Here is a 19,299-nt window from a genome sequence, read left to right as displayed (position 1 = left end):
CCCCCCGCCGCCCCCCCCCCGCCCCCCCCCCCCCCCCCCCCCCCCCCCCCGCGCCCCCCCCCCCCCCCCCCCCCCCCCCCCCGAGCCGCGTCAGCCGATGACGACGGGGGCGGACCAGCCGACCTGCTCGTACCCGGTGACCTGCGTGCCGGCGTCGAGGACGAGCTCCTCGAGCCAGAAGACGTAGGGGACCCCGCTGGTCAGGCCGCCGAGGACGGCGGTCACCTCGCCGCAGTCGCCGCGCTGCCCGACGGTCACCTGCGGCGGCGCCGGCTGCGGGCCGGCGACCAGCTGCTGGCTGACCGCCGTCACCCGGTAGCCCTGCACCGCCTCGCGGCCGTCGGCCTGCCAGCTCACCGTCGCCGACCCCACCCCGGGGACGACGCCCGGCGGCACCTGGCGCAGGCCGCCGTACCCGCCGCACTGCGCGGGCGGCGGCGTGGTCCGCAGCGGCTCGCCGTGCGGGACCAGCGGGCTCGGCACCTCGACGTGCAGCCGGCGCGGCACCGGCAGCGCGAGCACCGGGGCGTCGACCACCGGCTCGGGCGCCGCGGCGACCGGCTGCGGAGCGTCGGCCACGCGCGCGGGCTCCGGGCCGCCGGCGGTGCCCGCGTCGCGGAACGGCGCCCACGAGGCGGTCACCTGCGCGGCGAGGTCCGTGGCCGGCGCCGACAGCGCGACCAGCCCCACCGCCGCCACGGCGGCCACCCGCCCGGCGATCCCGCCGGCCACCCGGCGGGCGGCAGCGCCCCGCCGCCGTCTCGCTCGTCCCACGGACACCTCCCGGCTCGGGAGGGGACATCGGCACCGCCGTGCGGGGACTCAACCCGAGAGCGGGGGCGCGGTGGCGCCGGACCCGGGCGCGGATGAGGTCGCCCCGGAGCCCGCGGCGTCCGGCGCGGGCAGCCGCAGCCCGAGCCGGCCGGCCTCGAGTGCGGCCAGCGCCCGCACCGCGGCGGGGTCGCCGGCCTGCCAGGCCGCACCGGTCCCCGGCGGCAGCGCGGCCAGCCGGGGGAGCGGGGCGGTGGCGACGGCGCGGGCGGCGAGCAGGTGCAGGTCCGGGTCGGGGCCGGCGGCCAGCCGCTGCACCGCCGTGGCCTCCTGCACCCAGCGCAGCCGCCACGGCAGCCAGCGCAGCAGCAGCCAGCCCACCGGCAGCAGCACCAGGACGACGGCGAGCACCAGCGCGAGCGTGCCGACGGCGTCCTGCGCCGCCTGCCCGGCGCCCCGCACGGAGCCCGCGGCGTCGCCCAGCGCGTCGAACGGCGAGGACAGCTCGTCGCCGACCACCGGCACGTCCTGTGCGGCGTCCGCGGCCGAGCCCATGCTGTCGGCCACCGACGACCCGAGGTCCTCCACCGCCCGGCCGGGCGCGGCCAGCGCCAGCACCGCCCCGTGCACCGCGCGCGCCACCAGCACCCACAGCACGACCCAGGCGAGCAGGCCGGCGTCGGCACCCACCTGGCGCAGGCGGTGGTCGGGTCGGGCGGCGTACAGGCGCATCAGCGGGTCCTCCCGGGGTTCGGCGACGCATCGGGGCCCCCGCCATCGTCGGCGCTGCGCACCGTCCCGGCAGCACGGGACGGGCCAGGCCCTAGGGTCCGGGAGTGAGCTCCCTCACCCGGGAGCAGACGGCAGGCGCGGGCCGACGACCTCGGCCCGGTCGACAACCAGGAGTTGGTCATGCGCGTCGGGGTGCCCCGCGAGGTCAAGAACAGGGAGTACCGGGTGGCGTTGACCCCGGCCGGGGTCACGGAGCTGACCCGGGCCGGGCACACGGTGCTCGTCGAGCAGGGCGCGGGGGAGGGCAGCTCCATCCCCGACGCCGACTACACCGCCGCCGGCGCGCGGATCGTCGGCGGCGCCGACGACGTCTGGGCCGACGCCGACCTGCTGCTCAAGGTCAAGGAGCCGGTCGAGGAGGAGTACGGGCGGCTGCGCGCCGGGCAGACGCTGTTCACCTACCTCCACCTGGCCGCGTCGCGGGCGTGCACCGAGGCGCTGGTCGCCTCCGGCACCACCGCCATCGCCTACGAGACCGTGCAGACGGCCGGCGGCGCGCTGCCGCTGCTCGCGCCGATGAGCGAGGTCGCCGGGCGGATGGCGCCGCAGGTCGGCGCGCACAGCCTCGAGCGCGCGCACGGCGGCCGCGGCGTCCTGCTCGGCGGGGTGTCGGGCGTGTACGCGGCCAAGGTCGTCGTCATCGGCGCCGGGGTGTCGGGCATGAACGCCGCGACCATCGCCCTGGGTATGCAGGCCGAGGTCGTCGTCCTCGACCGCGACGTCGACAAGCTGCGCGCCGCCGACCGCGTCTACCGGGGCCACCTGCAGACGGTGACCTCCAACGCCTACGAGGTCGAGCGCGCCGTCCTCGACGCCGACCTGGTGATCGGCGCGGTGCTGGTCCCCGGCGCCAAGGCGCCCACCCTGGTGAGCAACGAGCTGGTCAGCCGCATGAAGCCGGGCTCGGTGCTCGTCGACATCGCCGTCGACCAGGGCGGGTGCTTCGAGGACTCCCGTCCCACGACACACGACGACCCGACCTTCCGGGTGCACGAGTCGGTGTTCTACTGCGTGGCGAACATGCCCGGCGCCGTCCCGAACACCTCCACGCACGCGCTCACCAACGTGACGCTGCCCTACGTCATGGCCTTGGCCGAGCAGGGGACGCGGGCGGCCGTCGCCGCGGACCCGGCGCTCGCGCACGGCGTCAACGTCGTCGCCGGGCAGGTGACGCTGTCCGAGGTGGCCGAGGCGCACGGGATGACCGCCGTGCCGTGGGAGGAGGTCCTGCCCTGACCGCGACGCTGGGTGCCGGTCCCGACGTCGAGCGGGTGGTGAGCGGCTACCTCGACCACCTCGCCGTCGAGCGTGGCCTGGCCGCCAACACCATCGCCTCCTACCGGCGCGACCTGCGCCGGTACACGCGGTTCCTCGCCGACGCCGGGGTCCGGGGCCTGGGGGAGGTCGCCGAGAGCGACGTCTCCGGGTTCCTCGCGGCGCTGCGGGCCGGCGACGACGAGCACCCGCCGCTGTCGGCCACCTCGGCCGCGCGCGCCGTCGTCGCCGTCCGCGGGCTGCACCGCTTCGCGCTGCTCGACGGGCTGGTGCCCGGCGACGTCGCCGCGGAGGTCCGCCCGCCCGCGCCGGCGCGGCGGCTGCCCAAGGCGATCCCGGTCGAGGCGGTGGCGGCGCTGATCGAGGCCGCGGGCTCGGTGGAGGGGCCGCGCGGGCTGCGCGACCGGGCGCTGCTCGAGGTGCTCTACGGCACCGGCGCCCGCATCTCGGAGGCGGTCGGCCTCGCCGTCGACGACCTCGACCGCGGCCAGGCCGTGGTGCGGCTGGCCGGCAAGGGCGGCAAGGAGCGGATCGTGCCGGTGGGCAGCTACGCGCTGCGCGCCGTCGAGGACTACCTGGTGCGCGCCCGGCCGGCCCTGGCCGCCGCGGGCCGGGGCGGGGTCCGCGGCGGGCGGCTGTTCCTCAACGCCCGTGGCGGGCCGCTGTCCCGGCAGAGCGCCTGGGCGATCCTGCGGTCGGCGGCCGAGCGGGGCGGGCTGGACCTCGAGCACGTCTCGCCGCACACGCTGCGGCACTCGTTCGCCACCCACCTGCTCGACGGCGGCGCCGACGTCCGCGTGGTGCAGGAGCTGCTCGGCCACGCGTCGGTCACGACCACCCAGGTCTACACGCTGGTCACCGTCGACAAGTTGCGCGAGGTCTACGCCAGCAGCCACCCGAGGGCCCTGTCCTGACGAGTGCGGGGCGGCCCGTCTGGCAGGTCCTGCCCACGGCTACCCGCCGGTACGCCGGAACCTGGGCGACATCCGCCAGCAACCGGCGTGTCCCGTGGATCGTTCGAGTTGATCTCCCTACCGTCGCAGACGACCCGAGCGGACCGGGCCGGCCGAGACCGCGGCCGGCTCCGCCGGGGAGCACGGAGGAGTGGCGACTCATGGCGATCCGAGGGGACGTGGCCGGCCAGGCGCTCGCACTCCCGGCCGACGGCGGGGAGATGGGTGCGGCCGCCTCGAAGCTGGACCCTGCCCGCGCGCGGCAGCGCAGGCTCCCCGAGCCGCCGCCGCTGACGCAGCACGGCCCGGCGCGGGTCATCGCGATGTGCAACCAGAAGGGCGGCGTCGGCAAGACGACGTCGACGATCAACCTGGGCGCCGCGCTGGTCGAGTACGGCCGCAAGGTGCTGCTGGTCGACCTGGACCCGCAGGGCGCGCTGTCGGTCGGCCTGGGCGTGCCCTCCCAGCAGCTGGACCGCACGATCTACAACGCGCTCATGGAGCCGCGGACCACGCTGGCCGACGTCCGCGTGCCCACCGACGTGCCCGGCCTGGACCTGGTGCCGAGCAACATCGACCTGTCCGCCGCCGAGGTGCAGCTGGTCAGCGAGGTCGCCCGCGAGCAGACGCTCATGCGCAAGCTGGCCGACGTCCGCGACGAGTACGACTACGTCCTCATCGACTGCCAGCCCTCGCTGGGCCTGCTCACGGTCAACGCCCTGACCGCGGCGCACGGCGTGGTCATCCCGCTGGAGTGCGAGTTCTTCTCGCTGCGCGGCGTGGCGCTGCTGGTCGACACGATCGACAAGGTGCGCGAGCGGCTCAACCCCGAGCTGGAGATCTCCGGGATCCTCGCCACGATGTACGACACCCGGACCGTGCACTGCCGGGAGGTGTTCAGCCGGGTGGTCGAGGCCTTCGGCGACACCGTGTTCCAGACGGTCATCCAGCGCACCGTGCGCTTCCCGGAGACGACCGTCGCCGGCCAGCCGATCACCACCTGGGCGCCGACCTCCTCGGGTGCGGCCGCCTACCGCGACCTGGCCAAGGAGGTCATCGCCCTGTGACGCGTCGCCCCGTCCTCCCCGGCGCGGCCGAGCTGTTCCGCCGCACCGACGTGCCGCAGGCGGAGGTCACCGAGCTGCCGAGCGTGAGCTCGGCGGTCAGCTCCCCGGCGCTGCGGGGTGCCCGCCGCGCGGTGGAGCCGCCCCCCGCCGAGGAGGCGCCAGCCCCGCTCACGCTGGTCCCCGGCGGCGCGCCGGCCGACGCGCTGGCCGCCTTCCGCACCCCGGGCCCCGCCCCGGCCCCCGGCGCCCGCACCCGCGGCAAGCCCGCCCGGGCCGCGGGCAACGGCCGGACCAAGCACGACGAGAAGATCACCGTCTACCTCTCGGCCGAGGAGCTGCTGGGCCTGGAGAGCGCCCGGCTCACGCTGCGCGCCCAGCACGGCGTGGCCGCCGACCGCGGCCGCATCGTGCGCGAGGCGATCGCGGTGCTGCTCGCCGACCTCGAGGAGCAGGGCGAGGACTCGGTGCTGGTGCGCCGGCTCCGGGGCTGACGACGGACGCCCCCGCCCCTCGCACGCTCGCGGCGGGCCCCTGCACGGGGGCCAGGGCGCATACGCTTGCTCCCCGTGAGCGGTGAGGTGCAGGCGGTGGCGGAGCGCCCGGCGGAGCCGGCGCGCTTCACCGTGCGGCTCACCAACTTCGAGGGCCCGTTCGACCTGCTGCTCCAGCTGATCGGCAAGCACCAGCTCGACGTCACCGAGATCGCCCTGTCGGTGGTCACCGACGAGTTCATCGCCCACCTGCGGGCGCTCGGCGACGAGCTCGACCTCGACCAGGCCAGCGAGTTCCTCGTCGTCGCCTCGACCCTGCTCGACCTCAAGGCCGCGCGGCTGCTGCCCGCCGCCGAGATCGAGGACGAGGAGGACCTCGAGCTGCTCGAGGCCCGCGACCTGCTCTTCGCCCGGCTGCTGCAGTACCGCGCCTACAAGCAGGCCGCCGCGTTCCTCCGCGAGCGCGAGACCGTCGCCGCCGGCCGGTACCCCCGTGAGGCGCCGCTGGAGCCGCGGTTCGCCGGGCTGCTGCCCGAGGTGCTGCTCGGCGTGACGCCGGAGCGGTTCGCCGCGCTCGCCGCCAAGGCGCTCGCGCCGAAGGAGCCGCCGACCGTCGGCGTCTCCCACCTGCACGCCCCGCCGGTGAGCGTGGCCGAGCAGCTGCTCGCCGTGCGCACCGCGTTGATCGGCGCCGGGACGCTCACCTTCCGGGCGCTGACCGCCGGGTGCGGCTCGACCCTGGAGGTCGTGGCCCGCTTCCTCGCGCTGCTGGAGCTCTACCGGCAGCAGCGGGTCACCTTCACCCAGCTGACGCCGCTGGGGGAGCTGCACGTGCGCTGGACCGGGCCGGTCCCGTCCGGTCCCGCGGGGGAGGACCCCGCCGACGACCCCGCCGACGACCCCGCCGACGACCCCGCCGACGACGTGGCGACGGAGGACCTGCCGTGACCGACCGGCCGGAGCAGCAGGAGCCGGCCGGGCAGGAGCCGGAGGGGCGGGGCCCGATCTCCTGGGAGACCCTGGCCGCCGAGCTCGAGGCCACCCGCGAGCAGGACCCCGGGCGCCCGGACGCGGCCGACCCCGCGGTGTGGGACGCCGTCGCCGCGGAGCTCGCCGCCCGCGTCGCCGAGCGGCCGGCGCCGGCGCACGACGACGTCCCGCCCGTCCCCGAGGAGCCGCTCGTCCTCCCGGGGATGCCCGAGCCGCCGCCGGCGCCCGAGCCGGAGCCGGAGGTGGAGCTCGACCCGGCGGAGCTGCGCGGCGGGCTGGAGGCGCTGCTGTTCGTCGCCGACGGGCCGGTCGACGAGGCGACGCTGGCCGGCGCGCTGCGCTGCCCGGTCGCCCGGGTGCGGACCGCGCTGGCCGACCTCGCCGCCGACCACGACGCACGCCGGTCCGGCATCACGCTGCGCCGGGCGGGGGAGGGCTGGCGGTTCTACACCCGCGAGGAGTTCGCGCCCGTCGTCGAGCGGCACCTGGCCGAGGGGCAGCGGACCCGGCTGACCCAGGCGGCGCTGGAGACCCTCGCCGTCATCGCCTACCGGCAGCCGGTGACCCGCGCGCGGGTGTCGGCGATCCGCGGGGTCGGCGTCGACGGCGTCATGCGCACCCTGCTCGCCCGCGGCCTGGTCGCCGAGGTCGGCACCGACCCCGACAGCGGCGGCGGGCTCTACGGCACGACGCCGCTGTTCCTCGAGCGGCTCGGGCTCACCGGCCTCGAGGAGCTCCCGCCGCTGGCGCCGCTGCTGCCCGACCCCACCGTGCTCGCCCGTGAGGAGGACCCGGACCGGTGACCGGCCACAGGACCCCGCGCACCGCCGCCGCGCTCGCACTCTGCGCGCTGGCCGCGGCCGGCTGCTCGTCGGAGGAGGCGCAGCGGCAGGAGGCCTTCTGCGAGGAGGTCCCCGGGCTGCTGGAGGACGTCACCGGCGACGTGGAGGCCGTCGCGGCCGACCCGCAGTCGGCGCCGCAGGTGGTCGAGGAGGCGGTCGGCCGGCTGGAGGCCGTCGAGCCGCCGGAGGGGGTGGCCGCGGACTGGGGCGACCTGGTCACCTCCTGGCGGGCGCTGTCGGACCTGCTCGGCGAGGCCGACCTCGCCGACCCCTCGGCGAACGCCGACCTGGCGCCGCGGCTGCAGGAGCTGCAGGAGGACCTGACCTCCTCCGGCGAGGCCGTGGACGCCTACGGCCGGGAGAACTGCTGACCGTCCTGCCGCACCGGCCGGCTCCCGTCACGGGGGTGGGAGACTGGAGGGCGACATGGACACCGCACCGCACAGCGACGAGTACACCGACCCCGACGAGGCCCCCGGCACCCCCGGCGGTGAGGGCTGGTCGGAGGACATGGAGCTCGCCCCGGCCCACCCCGGCGACCGCGAGCCGTCCGCCGCGCCGGCGGAGCGCGAGGGGGAGCGGCTGCAGAAGGTGCTCGCCCGCGCCGGCGTCGGCTCCCGCCGCGTCTGCGAGGAGATGATCGACCGCGGCCGGATCAGCGTGAACGGCCGCGTCGTCACCGTGCAGGGCATGCGCGTGGACCCGCACACGGACAAGATCGCCGTCGACGGGCGGCGGATCGAGCTGCGCGACGACCGGGTCACCTACGCGCTCAACAAGCCGCCGGGCGTCATCACCGCGATGAGCGACGACCGCGACCGTCCCACCGTCGGCGACATGGTCGGCGACCTCGCGCCCGGGCTGGTGCACGTCGGCCGGCTCGACCAGGACACCGAGGGCCTGCTGCTGGTCACCAACGACGGCGAGCTGGCGCACCGGCTCGCGCACCCCTCCTACGAGGTGAAGAAGACCTACCTGGCGCAGGTGTCCGGGTCGGTCCCGCGCGACCTGCACCGCCGGCTGCGCGCCGGGATCGAGCTCGACGACGGCCCGGTGAAGGTGGACGCCTTCCACGTCGTGGACACCCACGCCGGCCAGTCGGTCGTCGAGGTCGTGCTGCACGAGGGCCGCAAGCACGTCGTCCGGCGGCTGCTGGCCGCGGTGGGCCTGCCGGTGTCCCGGCTGACCCGCACCGCCATCGGGCCGGTCTCGCTGCAGCGGATGCGCAGCGGCTCGATCCGCCGGCTCACCCGCCAGGAGGTCGGCGCGCTCGAGGAGCTCGTCGGGCTCTGACGGAGGACCCGGGCCCGGTCAGCGCGCCCGTTCCGGAGGGGCGGTGGACGCCCGCAGCAGCAGCGAGGTCGTCAGCGTGCGGTGCTGCTGGGGGAGCTCACCGCCGGCGATGAGGGTCAGGAGCATCTTCGCGGCCTCCTCGCCCATCCGCCGGATCGGCTGCTGCACCGTGGTCAGCGGGGGATCGGCGAGTGCGGACTCCGGGATGTTGTCGAAGCCCACCACCGAGAGCTGACGCGGTACGTCCAGACCCAGCTCGGTCGCGACCTCCAGGGTCGCCAGCGCCGAGAGGTCGTTGGCCGCGAACACCGCGGTCGGTGGCTCGGGGCGTGAGAGGAGCTCGCGGGCCGCCTCACGCGCCAGCTCCGGGTCGAAGCCGCCGGACCGCACCAGCGTCTCGTCCACGGGCAACCCGGCGGCGCCGAGCGCATGGCGGTAGCCCTGCTCGCGTTGCTGCGCGGACAGTAGGTCCGACCGTCCGGTGATCATGCCGATCCGGGTGTGTCCGGACGCGAGCAGGTGCTCCACGCCGATCCGCGCACCCTGCAGGTTGTCCGCAGCCACCGAGGGCAGCCGCGACGGCCCGGCCTGCGGATCGACCGCCACCACCGGTCCGTCGGCCGGGACGTCCGTCACGGTCGGCGTGACGAGCACGGCACCGTCGACGAGCGTCGCCATCAACCGGCTCAGCGATCGGCGCTCCCACCCCGTGTGCGCCTCGACGTGCCCGCCGGCGGAGTAGGCGATCAGCTCGTAGCCGGAGCCGTGGACGGCGTCGGCCACCCCCTTGAGGACCTCGGTGCTGAAGGGCTCGAAGTCCATGACGAGGAGGCCGATGACGTTGGTACGGCGGTTGCGCAGGCTGCGTGCGACGAGGCTCGCCTCGTAGCCGAGGCGATCGATCACCCGGGCCACGTGGTCGACGGTCTCGGCGGACACGCCGTACCGCCCGTTGATGACCTTCGACACGGTGGAGATCGAGACGCCGGCCTCCGCGGCCACCTGCTGCATCGTCACCCGGCCGCGGAGGGACGGCGCGGGAGGGTGCCCGTCGGTCGTCCCGTTGCCCGGCCCCCCGAGGAGGGCGGAGCCGACGACGTCGTCACTCGGGGAGTCGAGCTGCATGGGTCAACCTCTTCTCGGTCGGGCCCTCGGTGGTCGGATCGCCGGGGGTGGGTGCTGCGCCGTCCTGGACAGTGCACTGTCGAGGACAGCGCACTGTCCAGGTAGTCGGACACGGAGGACCCGGGTCGGAGCCGGTCCGCACGGCTCCGGGCGCCGGAGCCGGTCCGCACGGCTCCGGGCGCCGGAGCCGGCTCAGCCCTTGACCGCCCCCTGCAGCCCGCCCACGATGCGCCGCTGCATGGCCAGGAACAGCATCAGCGCCGGGATCATCGCGATGGTCGTGAACGCCAGCACCCCCGCGGTGTCGGCCGAGTGCTCGGTCGAGTAGTCGGCCACGCCCAGCGGGAGGGTGCGCATCTCCCCCTGGAGCAGCAGCAGCGGGAGGAGGTAGGCGTTCCAGGACGCGACGAAGGCGAGGACGCCGACCGTGACCAGCCCGGGCATCGACAGCGGCAGCGCCATCCGCCAGAAGATGCCGATCCGGGAGGCGCCGTCGATCATGGCCGCCTCCTCGACCTCCCGGGGCAGCGCCATCAGGAAGGGCCGCAGGATCACGACCGTGGTCGGCAGCGCGAACGCCGCCTGCGGCAGGGCGACCCCCCACCAGGTGTTGCCCAGCTGCAGGTCGCGCGTCACGAGGATGAACAGCGGGACGATCGCCACGGCCGCCGGGAAGAGCAACCCCAGGACGAACACCAGGAACAGCGGTTCCCGGAACCTGAACTGGTAGCGCGCCAGGGGGTAGGCGGCCATCACGCCCGCCAGCACCGCCACGGCCGTGGTGAGGAGGGCGATCACCGTGGAGTTCAGCGCGTACTGCCAGAAGGCCGGGTTGGTGAGGACGCCGGTGTAGTTCTCCAGCACCCACGGGTCGGGGAGCCCGGCGGGGTCCCGCGCCAGCTGCTCGTTGCTGCGGAAGCCGCCGAGTGCGCCGTAGAGCACCGGCCCCAGCGTGAGCGCCACGACCGCGAGCGCCACCAGGTAGACCAGCGGGCCGCCCCGCCCGTACGTCGTCGCCCGTCGGGCCATCACCGGGCACTCCTCTCGCGTGTCTCGTCCACCGGGTTCACGTGTCCGCCTTCGTGTCGCGGCGCAGCACCAGCAGCTGGTAGGCGACGGCCATCGCGAACCCGATCAGGAACAGCACGACCGACGCGGCTCCGGCGATCCCGAAGTTGCCCCGCTGCGTGCCCTGGCTGACCAGGTACGTCGCCATCGTCGTCGTCGCGTTCGCCGGTCCCCCGCCGGTGAGGATCCAGACCATGTCGAACAGCTGCAGGGAGCCGATCATGGACAGGAAGACCCAGGTCCGGATGGTGGGCGCGAGCAGCGGGATCGCGATGCGGCGCTGGACCTGCCACCACGAGGCCCCGTCGAGCTGCGCGGCTTCGTGGAGCTCGTCGGGGACCCCCTGCAGCCCGGCCAGGAACAGCAGCACGGCCAGGCCGAGGTACTTCCACGTGAGCACGACGAACACCGTGGCCAGGGCCAGGTCGGGGGTGCCGAGGAAGCCCTGCGCGGGGACCGGGAGCCCCACCGACGTCAGCATGGTCTCGATGAGGCCGGTCCGGGGCTGCAGCAGCTGGAACCACACGACGCCGGCGATCACCTCGGCCAGCACGTACGGGACGAAGATGATCGTCCGCAGCACGCCTCGCGCCCTGATGCGGCGGTTGAGCAGCAGCGCCAGCGCCAGGCCCAGCGGCAGCTGCACGAGGATCGACGCGAAGACGATGATGAAGTTGTGCACGACCGCGTCGGTGAAGACCTCGTCGGCCAGCACGCGGACGTAGTTCTGCAGCCCGACGAAGTCCACCATCGGGCCGAAGCCCTTCCAACGGTAGAACGACATCCGGGCTGCGGAGAAGACCGGGTAGACGACGAAGATCGCCATCAGCACCAGGGCCGGCGCCACGAAGAAGAGGATCTCCAGGCGCTTCCGGCCCCTGTCACGACCGGAACGGCCGGTCACCCGGCGCGCCTGCGCGCGCCGGGTGACCGCGGTCCCCGGGTCAGCCGCCGTCACGGCGCCCTGGGAGGTCATCGTCGGATCATCCCTCCTGGTCGGCGGCCTGCTGGGTCTGGTCCACGATGTCCTGCGGCGTCGCCTCGCCCGCGAACTGCAGCGCGATCGCGTCGTTCATCGCACCACCGACCGACGCCCCGAACGCGGTGTCGAAGTACAGCTGGACGTAGGGCGCCGCGTCGCGGACCTCGAGCAGCCGGGCGAGCGCCGGGTCGGAGACCGAGCCGTAGGCCGCCGGGTTCGTCGGGAGACCCATGTCGTTCTCGGCGAAGCCCGTCTGCACCTCGTCGGAGAGCAGGTACTTCACGAGGTCGACCGCCTCGTCCGGAGCGCTCTGCGCGACGGCCCACGCGTCGCCGCCACCGAGCTGGGCCTGGGGGTCACCCTCGCCGCCCTGGACCGCCGGGAACGGGAACCAGCCGGTCCTGTCGCCGAGGCCCTGGCCGTCCTCGGTGAGGCCCTGCATGACGCCGGGCTCCCAGTGGCCCGTCAGCTCCATCGCGACCTGCCCGGTCGCCAGCAGGCCCGAGGCCGACGTGGCACCCTCCTGGGCCGGCGTCGTCAGGAAGCCGGGGTTGAAGGGCTCGGTGTCGATGACCGCCTGGACCTCCTCGCCCGCCTGGACGAAGCACGGGTCGGAGAAGTCGAGGCTGGTGACCGCGTCGGTCAGCACGTCCTCGGAGCACGCGCGCACCGCCGCGTAGTACCAGTAGTGGGCGGCGGGCCACTTGTCGCCCGCGCCGAGCGAGATCGGCGTGATGCCGGCGCCCTTCAGGGTCTCGATCGTGGAGGCCAGCTCCTCCATCGTGGTCGGCGGCGCCGTGATGCCCGCCTGCTGGAAGAGCTCGGTGTTGTACCAGAAGCCCACGACGCCGACGGAGAACGGCAGCGCGTAGGTCTTGTCCTCCACCTGCCAGCCGGCGACGGAGCCGCCGACCTTGTCGATCTCCTCCGCCGCGTCCTCGGACAGGTCGCGCACCAGGCCGGCCTCCACGTGGTCGGCCAGCTCGCCGCCGCCGCGCTCCATGTAGACGTCCGGCACGTCGCCGCTCTGGAACGCCGCCTCGAGCTTGTCGACCATGTCCTCGTGGGCCATGGCGACGACCTCGACCTCGACGCCCGGGTTGGCCTCCTCGAAGTCGGCGGCCACCTGCTCGTAGTAGCCCCTGCCGGGCTCGTTGTTCGAGTTGTGCCACCAGGTGATCGTGTTGTCGTCGCCTCCCGAGGCGCTGCTGTCGCCACCGCCACAGGCAGTGGCCGTCAGCAGCACCGCACTGCTGCACAGCACAGAGAGAGCTGCTCGCCCCGTACGCCGCATGTCTGACCCCTTCGTCACTCCGCACGCCTCGGTGGCGTGGAACACATTCGAAGAAGGTGGCAGCAAGGTCTTGCGCTGTCAATCGTTGTCGATAACGATTTCGAGGTGACCTGCTCCACATCCACCGTCTCCGACGTCCGGTGTTCCGAGGCCACGCTGACCGTGCGCCACGCCGACGGTTCGCCCTGCGCGGACCGGGAGGTGGTGGTCGAGCAGGTGCGGCACGACTTCGCCTTCGGCAACATCGGCTTCGACTTCGTGGGGCTGGCCAACGGGGAGCGGGGCGAGTCCCGCGAGAACGTCTTCGGCGGCGCCGACCCGGCGGCGGCCGAGCGGCTCGAGCACCTCTGGCTCGACCTGTTCAACACCGCCACCCTCCCGTTCTACTGGGCCGGCTTCGAGCCGGTGGAGGGGCAGCCCGACACCCGCCGCCTGCAGGCCGCGGCAGCGTGGTTCCGGGAACGGGGCGTGTCCGTCAAGGGCCACCCGCTGGTCTGGCACACGCTCGCCCCGGACTGGCTGAGGGAGTACCCCGACCAGGAGGTCGAGGAGATCGTGCGGGCGCGGGTCCGGAGGGAGGTCGGGGCCTTCGCGGGGCTGGTCGACACCTGGGACGCGATCAACGAGGTCGTGATCATGCCGGTCTTCGCGAACGAGGACAGGCAGAACGCGATCACCCGCCTGTGCCGCCGCATCGGTCGCATCCCGACCATCCGCCTGGCCTTCGAGGAGGCGCGCGCGGCGAACCCGGCGACCACGCTGGTCCTGAACGACTTCAACCTGTCGACGGCGTACGAGTGCCTCATCGAGGGAGTCCTCGAAGCCGGGGTGCAGGTCGACGCGATCGGTCTGCAGAGCCACATGCACCAGGGCTACTGGGGCGAGGAGCGGACGCTGGCGGTCCTGGAGCGGTTCGCGCGCTACGGCCTCCCGCTGCACTGGACCGAGACGACCCTGGTGTCCGGGGACCTGATGCCGCCGGAGATCGTGGACCTGAACGACCACCAGGTCGACGAGTGGCCGTCGACGCCCCAGGGCGAGGAGCGGCAGGCCGACGACGTCGTCCGCCACTACCGGACGCTCCTGTCGCACCCCGCGGTCCAGGCCGTGACCTACTGGGGCATCACCGACCGGGGGTCCTGGCTCGGCGCACCCGCGGGCCTGGTGCGCGCCGACGGCACTCCCAAGCCGGCGTACGACGCCCTCCGCGGCCTGGTCAAGGGGGAGTGGTGGCTCGCGCCGACCCGGCTGCGGACCGACGGCGAGGGCCGGGTGTCGGTGCGCGGGTGGGCCGGCGACTACCTGGTGTCGGCGGAGGACGGCTCCGGGTCCTGGACGCTGCGGCCCGACGCGCTGCAGCCGGAGGTCACCCTGGCCTGACCGCTGCACCGACCACCCAGCACCGCCGGCGACGCCGGCCCACCGCGATCACAACGACGAGATTGGACGGACTCCCGAGGGCATGGGTACCAACGACGAGATCGGCAGGGACACCGGACAGGCGCCGTGGCGGGACCCCGCCGTCCCCGCGGAGAACCGGGTCGCAGACCTCGTCTCCCGCATGACGCTGGAGGAGAAGGTCGCCCAGCTGTACGGCGTCTGGGTGGGCATCGACGAGACCGAGGGCGAGGTGGCCCCGCACCAGCACGACATGGCCGCGGCGCCGGTGGACTGGAGCGAGCTGATCCGCAGCGGGCTGGGGCAGCTGACCCGGCCGTTCGGGACCGCGCCCGTCGACCCGTTCGTGGGGGCCAAGGGCCTGGCGGAGAGCCAGCGGCAGATCGTGGCGGCCGGCCGCTTCGGGATCCCCGCGCTGGTGCACGAGGAGTGCCTCACGGGTCTCGCGGCGTGGACGGCGACCGTCTTCCCCTCGCCGCTGTGCTGGGCGGCCAGCTTCGACCCGGACCTGGTGGAGCGGATGGGCGCGCTCATCGGGGAGGGCATGCGCCGGCTCGGCGTCCACCAGGGGCTCGCCCCAGTCCTCGACGTCGCCCGCGACCTGCGCTGGGGACGGGTCGAGGAGACCATGGGCGAGGACCCGCACCTCGTGGGCACGATCGGCAGCGCCTACGTCCGCGGCCTGGAGTCCAGCGGCGTCGTGGCGACCCTCAAGCACTTCGTCGGCTACTCCGGCTCCCGGGCGGGGCGCAACCTCGCGCCGGTCTCGGCCGGCCCCCGGGAGATCGCCGACGTGTTCCTCCCACCGTTCGAGATGGCCCTGCGGGCGGGTGCCCGGTCGGTGATGAACTCCTACACCGACATCGACGGCGTGCCCGCCGCGGCGGACCCGGCGCTGCTCACGTCCCTGTTGCGGGAGACCTACGGGTTCACCGGCACGGTCGTCGCCGACTACTTCTCGATCGCCTTCCTCCAGACCCTGCACGGCGTGGCGGCCTCGCCGGCGGAGGCGGCCGCGCGTGCCCTGGAGGCGGGGATCGACGTGGAGCTGCCGACCGTGAACTGCTACGGCCGGCCGCTGGTCGAGGCGGTGCGCGGCGGAGCCGTGGACGAGGGCCTGGTGGACCGGGCGCTGCGCCGGGTGCTGCTGCAGAAGTGCGAGCTCGGCCTGCTCGACGCCGACTGGTCCCCGGACTCGCCGGCGGTCCTGGACGGAGCGGTGAGCCTGGACTCCGAGGAGTCCCGGGCCGTCGCCGGGGAGCTCGCCCGCCGCTCGGTCGTGCTGCTCGCCAACGACGGGACGCTGCCGCTGCGGCCCGGGCTGCGCCTGGCGGTGGTCGGTCCCCGCGCCGACACCGCCCAGGCGATGCTCGGCTGCTACTCGTTCCCGATGCACGTCGGCGTGCACCACCCGGACGTGCCCGTGGGCGTCGACATCCCGACGCTCGCCGACGCGCTGGAGGCGGCCCCGGAGGCGTTCGACGTCGTCGTCGCGGAGGGCTGCCCGGTGCTGGGTGGCGACGACGAGGGGATCGCGGCCGCCGCCCGAGCCGCGGCCGACGCCGACGTGTGCGTCGCCGTCCTCGGCGACAAGGCAGGCCTGTTCGGCAACGGCACCTCGGGGGAGGGCTGCGACGCTGTCGACCTGCGGCTGCCCGGCCGTCAGGAGGAGCTGCTCGAGGCACTGCTCGCGACGGGGAAGCCGGTCGTGCTGGTCCTGCTCGCCGGGCGCCCCTACGAGCTGTCGCGCCAGGTGGACCGGCTCGCCGCGGTGGTGTGCGGGTTCTTCCCGGGCGAGGAGGGCGGCCCGGCGGTGGCCGACGTCCTCAGCGGGCGGGTGTCCCCGTCCGGCCGGCTGCCGGTGAGCTTCCCGCGCGCGGGGAGCAGCCAGCCGGCGACCTATCTCGCGGCGCCGCTGGGCCGGCGCACCGACGTGAGCACGGTGGACCCGACCCCGCTGTTCCCCTTCGGCCACGGGCTGGGCTACGGCGCCGCCACCTGGGCCGGCGTCCGCCCGGTCGGCGGTCCGGAGTGGGACACCGACGGCACGGCCGAGCTGGAGGTCGAGCTCCGCAACGACACTGACCGCGAGGTGACCGAGGTCGTGCAGGTCTACCTGCACGACCCCGTGGCCGAGGTGGTCCGGCCGGTGCAGGCCCTCGTCGCCGCCCGGCGGGTCGACCTCGCGCCGGGGTCCACCGCGACCGTCCGGTTCAGCCTGCACGCCGACCTCACCTCCTTCACGGGGCGGGACGGCGCGCGGATCGTCGAGCCGGGTGAGGTGGAGCTGCGGGTGGGCGCCTCCAGCGCCGACGTGCGGGAGACGCTGAGGTTCACGCTCACCGGCGGCCGCCGCACGGTCGGGTTCGAGCGGGTGCTGCACCCCGGGACCGTCGTGGAGCCGGGAACGGCCACCGACTGATGCCGCACACCGACCTCCCGCTCGAGGAGCTCCGGCGCTACCGCCCGGACCTCCCGGCCCCGGACGACCTCTGGGACTTCTGGGAGACGACCCTGGCCGAGGCGGCCGAGCGCCCGCTGGACGTGTCCTGCACGCCGGTCGACACCGGGCTGGTGACCGTCGAGACCCAGGACGTGTCCTTCGCCGGCTCCGGCGGGTCCGAGGTCCGCGCCTGGCTGCACCTGCCTGCCCGCGCGCTGCGCGGCGACGGCGCGCTGCCCGGGGTCGTCCAGTTCCAGGGCTACAACGGCGGACGGGGTCTGCCGCACGAGCACGCGTTCTGGGCGTCGGCGGGCTTCGCCCAGCTGGTCGTGGACACGCGCGGGCAGGGCAGCGGCTGGTCGGTGGGGGACACCGGCGACCCGGTGGGCTCCGCCGCGGCGCAGCCCGGGTTCCTGACCCGGGGCGTGCTGGCGCCGGAGGACTACTACTACCGGCGCGTCTACACCGACGCCACGCGGGCCGTCGAGGTGCTGCGGGGCCACCCCGAGGTCGACGGCGACCGGGTCGCGGTCACCGGCACCAGCCAGGGCGGCGGCCTCGCCCTGGCCGTCTCCGCGCTGGCCGACGGGGTGCGGGCGGTCATGCCCGACGTGCCGTTCCTCTGCGACTTCCCGCGCGCCACGCGCGTCGCCCCCGGCGACCCGTACGGCGAGATCGTGCGGTACCTCAGGGCCCACCGCGACCGCGTGGACCGCGTCTTCCGGACGCTCTCGTACTTCGACGGCGCGGTCCTCGCCCGGCGGTCGTCGGCACCGGCACTGTTCTCCGTCGCCCTCATGGACGAGGTCTGCCCGCCGTCGACGGTCTTCGCGGCGTACCACGCGTACGCCGGACCCAAGGAGATCGAGGTCTACCCGTTCAACGACCACGAGGGCGGGGAGGCCTTCCAGCAGCGCGCGCAGCTGACCTGGCTGCGCAGCCGGCTCGAGGGGCGGGGCGCCTGATGCTGCACGCACGCCTCACCGTCGACCGGACGCGACCGGTGGGCCCGGTGTCCCGCCGCCTCTTCGGCGCCTTCGTCGAGCACATGGGACGCGGCGTGTACGGCGGCATCTACGAGCCGGGGCACCCGACGGCGGACGAGGACGGCTTCCGCCGCGACGTGATCGACCTCGTCAGGGAGATGGGGGTGACGACGGTCCGGTATCCCGGCGGGAACTTCGTCTCCGGGTTCCGGTGGGAGGACGGCGTCGGGCCCCGTGAGGACCGCCCCGTCCGGCTCAACCTCGCGTGGCACAGCACGGAGACCAACGAGGTCGGGCTGCACGAGTTCGCCTCGTGGCTGGAGGAGGTCGGCGCCGAGCTCATGCTCGCCCTGAACCTCGGCACCCGCGGCACCCTCGAGGCGCTCGACCTGCTCGAGTACGCGAACGTGCCCTCCGGCACGACGCTCGCGGAGCAGCGGATCCGGAACGGGCGCCGGCAGCCGTTCGACGTCCGGATGTGGTGCCTCGGGAACGAGATGGACGGTCCGTGGCAGCTCGGCCAGCGGTCCGCGGACGACTACGGGAAGCTCGCCGCCCGGACCGCGAAGGCCATGCGCCAGGTCGACCCCGACATCGAGCTGGTCGCCTGCGGCTCGTCGGGCGCGACCATGCCGACCTTCGGGGAGTGGGAGCGCACCGTCCTCACCCACGCCTACGACGACGTGGACTTCATCTCCTGCCACGCGTACTACGAGGAGAAGGACGGCGACCTCGGGTCCTTCCTCGCCTCTGCGACGGACATGGACCGGTTCATCGAGACGGTCGTCGCCACCGCCGACCACGTGAAGGCCGTCCGCAAGAGCCAGCGGACCATCGACATCTCCTTCGACGAGTGGAACGTCTGGTACCTGTCGAAGGTGCCGGCCGGCCTCGCCAGGCGCATCGACGACTGGCCCCTCGCGCCGGCCATCAGCGAGGAGCCCTACACCGTGGCCGACGGCGTCGTCGTGGGGAGCCTGCTGATGTCGCTGATCCGGCACGCGGACCGGGTCACGAGCGCCTCGATGGCCCAGCTCGTCAACGTGATCGCCCCGATCGCGGCCGAGCCGCAGGGACCGGCGTGGCGGAGGTCGACCTTCTTCCCGTTCGCGACCACCGCGCGCCTGGCGCGCGGCGTCTCCCTCCGGGTGGGCGTCGAGTGCCCCGGCTACGACACCGCCGAGTACGGCGAGGTGCCCGTCGTCGACGCCGCCGCCACGGCCGACGACGGCGTGGCCGCGCTCTTCCTCGTGAACCGCTCGCAGACGGAGGAGGCGGAGGTCTCCGTCGACCTCGCACCGCTGGGCGTGAGCACCGTCGAGGAGGCACTGACGCTCTCCGACCCGGACCCGCACGCGGCCAACACCAGTGACCGGCAGGACCGGGTCCGGCTGCAGCCGAACGCCCGAACGGCTTTGATCGAGGGCGGGCTCCGGATGAGCCTGCCGCCGGTCTCCTGGACAGCCGTCTCCCTCCGCTGACCGCAGATCCCGACTCCACCCCCGCACCGCACCGCACCCGAGAGGAAC

At 74.6% G+C, this 19,299-nt stretch carries 18 protein-coding genes; 12 read left to right on the top strand and 6 right to left on the bottom strand.

Annotated elements, in window-relative coordinates:
• Positions 1-90 precede the first annotated feature (90 nt).
• Positions 91-774 carry a hypothetical protein gene (locus tag ACI798_RS09785; RefSeq protein WP_457047819.1) on the bottom strand — a complete coding sequence of 228 codons (684 nt, stop codon included), beginning with the start codon at positions 772-774 and terminating at the stop codon, positions 91-93.
• Positions 775-822: 48 nt separating this feature from the next.
• On the bottom strand, positions 823-1,503 hold the full coding sequence (locus ACI798_RS09780; RefSeq protein ID WP_456941471.1) for a hypothetical protein: 681 nt from the start codon (positions 1,501-1,503) through the stop codon (positions 823-825).
• A gap of 180 nt (positions 1,504-1,683) precedes the next feature.
• Here ACI798_RS09780 and ald point away from each other — a divergent pair, with 180 nt between their 5' ends.
• The 8 genes from ald to ACI798_RS09740 all read left to right on the top strand — a co-directional run bounded on the left by ald (position 1,684) and on the right by ACI798_RS09740 (position 8,474).
• Positions 1,684-2,799, top strand: a complete 1,116-nt coding sequence (ald, locus tag ACI798_RS09775) for an alanine dehydrogenase (RefSeq protein WP_456941472.1) — start codon at positions 1,684-1,686, stop codon at positions 2,797-2,799.
• Positions 2,778-3,752, top strand: coding sequence for a site-specific tyrosine recombinase XerD (locus ACI798_RS09770; RefSeq protein ID WP_457047818.1), 975 nt, complete (start codon positions 2,778-2,780; stop codon positions 3,750-3,752). Before ald ends, ACI798_RS09770 begins: the two co-directional genes overlap by 22 nt.
• A gap of 200 nt (positions 3,753-3,952) precedes the next feature.
• Positions 3,953-4,858 carry a ParA family protein gene (locus ACI798_RS09765; protein ID WP_456941474.1) on the top strand — a complete coding sequence of 302 codons (906 nt, stop codon included), beginning with the start codon at positions 3,953-3,955 and terminating at the stop codon, positions 4,856-4,858.
• Positions 4,855-5,349, top strand: coding sequence for a hypothetical protein (locus tag ACI798_RS09760; protein ID WP_456941475.1), 495 nt, complete (start codon positions 4,855-4,857; stop codon positions 5,347-5,349). The genes ACI798_RS09765 and ACI798_RS09760 overlap by 4 nt, the downstream gene beginning before the upstream one ends.
• Before the next feature lie 75 nt (positions 5,350-5,424).
• A complete protein-coding gene (locus ACI798_RS09755) occupies positions 5,425-6,297 on the top strand; it encodes a segregation and condensation protein A (protein WP_456941476.1) in 873 nt (290 codons plus the stop codon).
• The gene (gene scpB, locus ACI798_RS09750; RefSeq protein WP_457047817.1) at positions 6,294-7,142 is read left to right on the top strand and encodes an SMC-Scp complex subunit ScpB; all 849 of its coding nucleotides are present in this window, start codon (positions 6,294-6,296) and stop codon (positions 7,140-7,142) included. Before ACI798_RS09755 ends, scpB begins: the two co-directional genes overlap by 4 nt.
• On the top strand, positions 7,139-7,552 hold the full coding sequence (locus ACI798_RS09745) for a hypothetical protein (RefSeq protein WP_457047816.1): 414 nt from the start codon (positions 7,139-7,141) through the stop codon (positions 7,550-7,552). The genes scpB and ACI798_RS09745 overlap by 4 nt, the downstream gene beginning before the upstream one ends.
• A 55-nt stretch (positions 7,553-7,607) precedes the next feature.
• The gene (locus tag ACI798_RS09740) at positions 7,608-8,474 is read left to right on the top strand and encodes a pseudouridine synthase (protein ID WP_457047815.1); all 867 of its coding nucleotides are present in this window, start codon (positions 7,608-7,610) and stop codon (positions 8,472-8,474) included.
• 18 nt (positions 8,475-8,492) lie between these two features.
• On the opposite strand, the gene ACI798_RS09735 is transcribed toward ACI798_RS09740, so the two are convergent.
• From ACI798_RS09735 to ACI798_RS09720, 4 genes are all read right to left on the bottom strand, one after another.
• Complete coding sequence (locus tag ACI798_RS09735; RefSeq protein WP_456941480.1) at positions 8,493-9,599, bottom strand: LacI family DNA-binding transcriptional regulator; 1,107 nt, start codon at positions 9,597-9,599, stop codon at positions 8,493-8,495.
• Positions 9,600-9,791: 192 nt separating this feature from the next.
• Positions 9,792-10,628 (bottom strand): carbohydrate ABC transporter permease, encoded by an 837-nt coding sequence (locus ACI798_RS09730; protein ID WP_456941481.1) that lies wholly within the window; start codon positions 10,626-10,628, stop codon positions 9,792-9,794.
• Between the two features lie 37 nt (positions 10,629-10,665).
• On the bottom strand, positions 10,666-11,643 hold the full coding sequence (locus ACI798_RS09725; protein ID WP_456941482.1) for a carbohydrate ABC transporter permease: 978 nt from the start codon (positions 11,641-11,643) through the stop codon (positions 10,666-10,668).
• A gap of 7 nt (positions 11,644-11,650) precedes the next feature.
• Positions 11,651-12,913, bottom strand: a complete 1,263-nt coding sequence (locus ACI798_RS09720) for an extracellular solute-binding protein (protein WP_456941483.1) — start codon at positions 12,911-12,913, stop codon at positions 11,651-11,653.
• Between the two features lie 135 nt (positions 12,914-13,048).
• On the opposite strand from ACI798_RS09720, the gene ACI798_RS09715 reads away from it, so the two are divergent.
• From ACI798_RS09715 to arfA, 4 genes are all read left to right on the top strand, one after another.
• Positions 13,049-14,323 carry an endo-1,4-beta-xylanase gene (locus tag ACI798_RS09715; RefSeq protein ID WP_457047814.1) on the top strand — a complete coding sequence of 425 codons (1,275 nt, stop codon included), beginning with the start codon at positions 13,049-13,051 and terminating at the stop codon, positions 14,321-14,323.
• Positions 14,324-14,405: 82 nt separating this feature from the next.
• On the top strand, positions 14,406-16,763 hold the full coding sequence (locus ACI798_RS09710; protein ID WP_457047813.1) for a beta-xylosidase/alpha-l-arabinosidase: 2,358 nt from the start codon (positions 14,406-14,408) through the stop codon (positions 16,761-16,763).
• Positions 16,763-17,749 carry an acetylxylan esterase gene (locus ACI798_RS09705; protein ID WP_456941486.1) on the top strand — a complete coding sequence of 329 codons (987 nt, stop codon included), beginning with the start codon at positions 16,763-16,765 and terminating at the stop codon, positions 17,747-17,749. The genes ACI798_RS09710 and ACI798_RS09705 overlap by 1 nt, the downstream gene beginning before the upstream one ends.
• Positions 17,749-19,251 carry an arabinosylfuranosidase ArfA gene (gene arfA, locus ACI798_RS09700; RefSeq protein WP_457047812.1) on the top strand — a complete coding sequence of 501 codons (1,503 nt, stop codon included), beginning with the start codon at positions 17,749-17,751 and terminating at the stop codon, positions 19,249-19,251. The genes ACI798_RS09705 and arfA overlap by 1 nt, the downstream gene beginning before the upstream one ends.
• The last annotated feature ends 48 nt before the right edge of the window (positions 19,252-19,299 follow it).

The organism is Geodermatophilus sp. SYSU D01045 (genome assembly GCF_054050295.1).
This window is presented reverse-complemented; position numbering and strand designations above follow the sequence as displayed.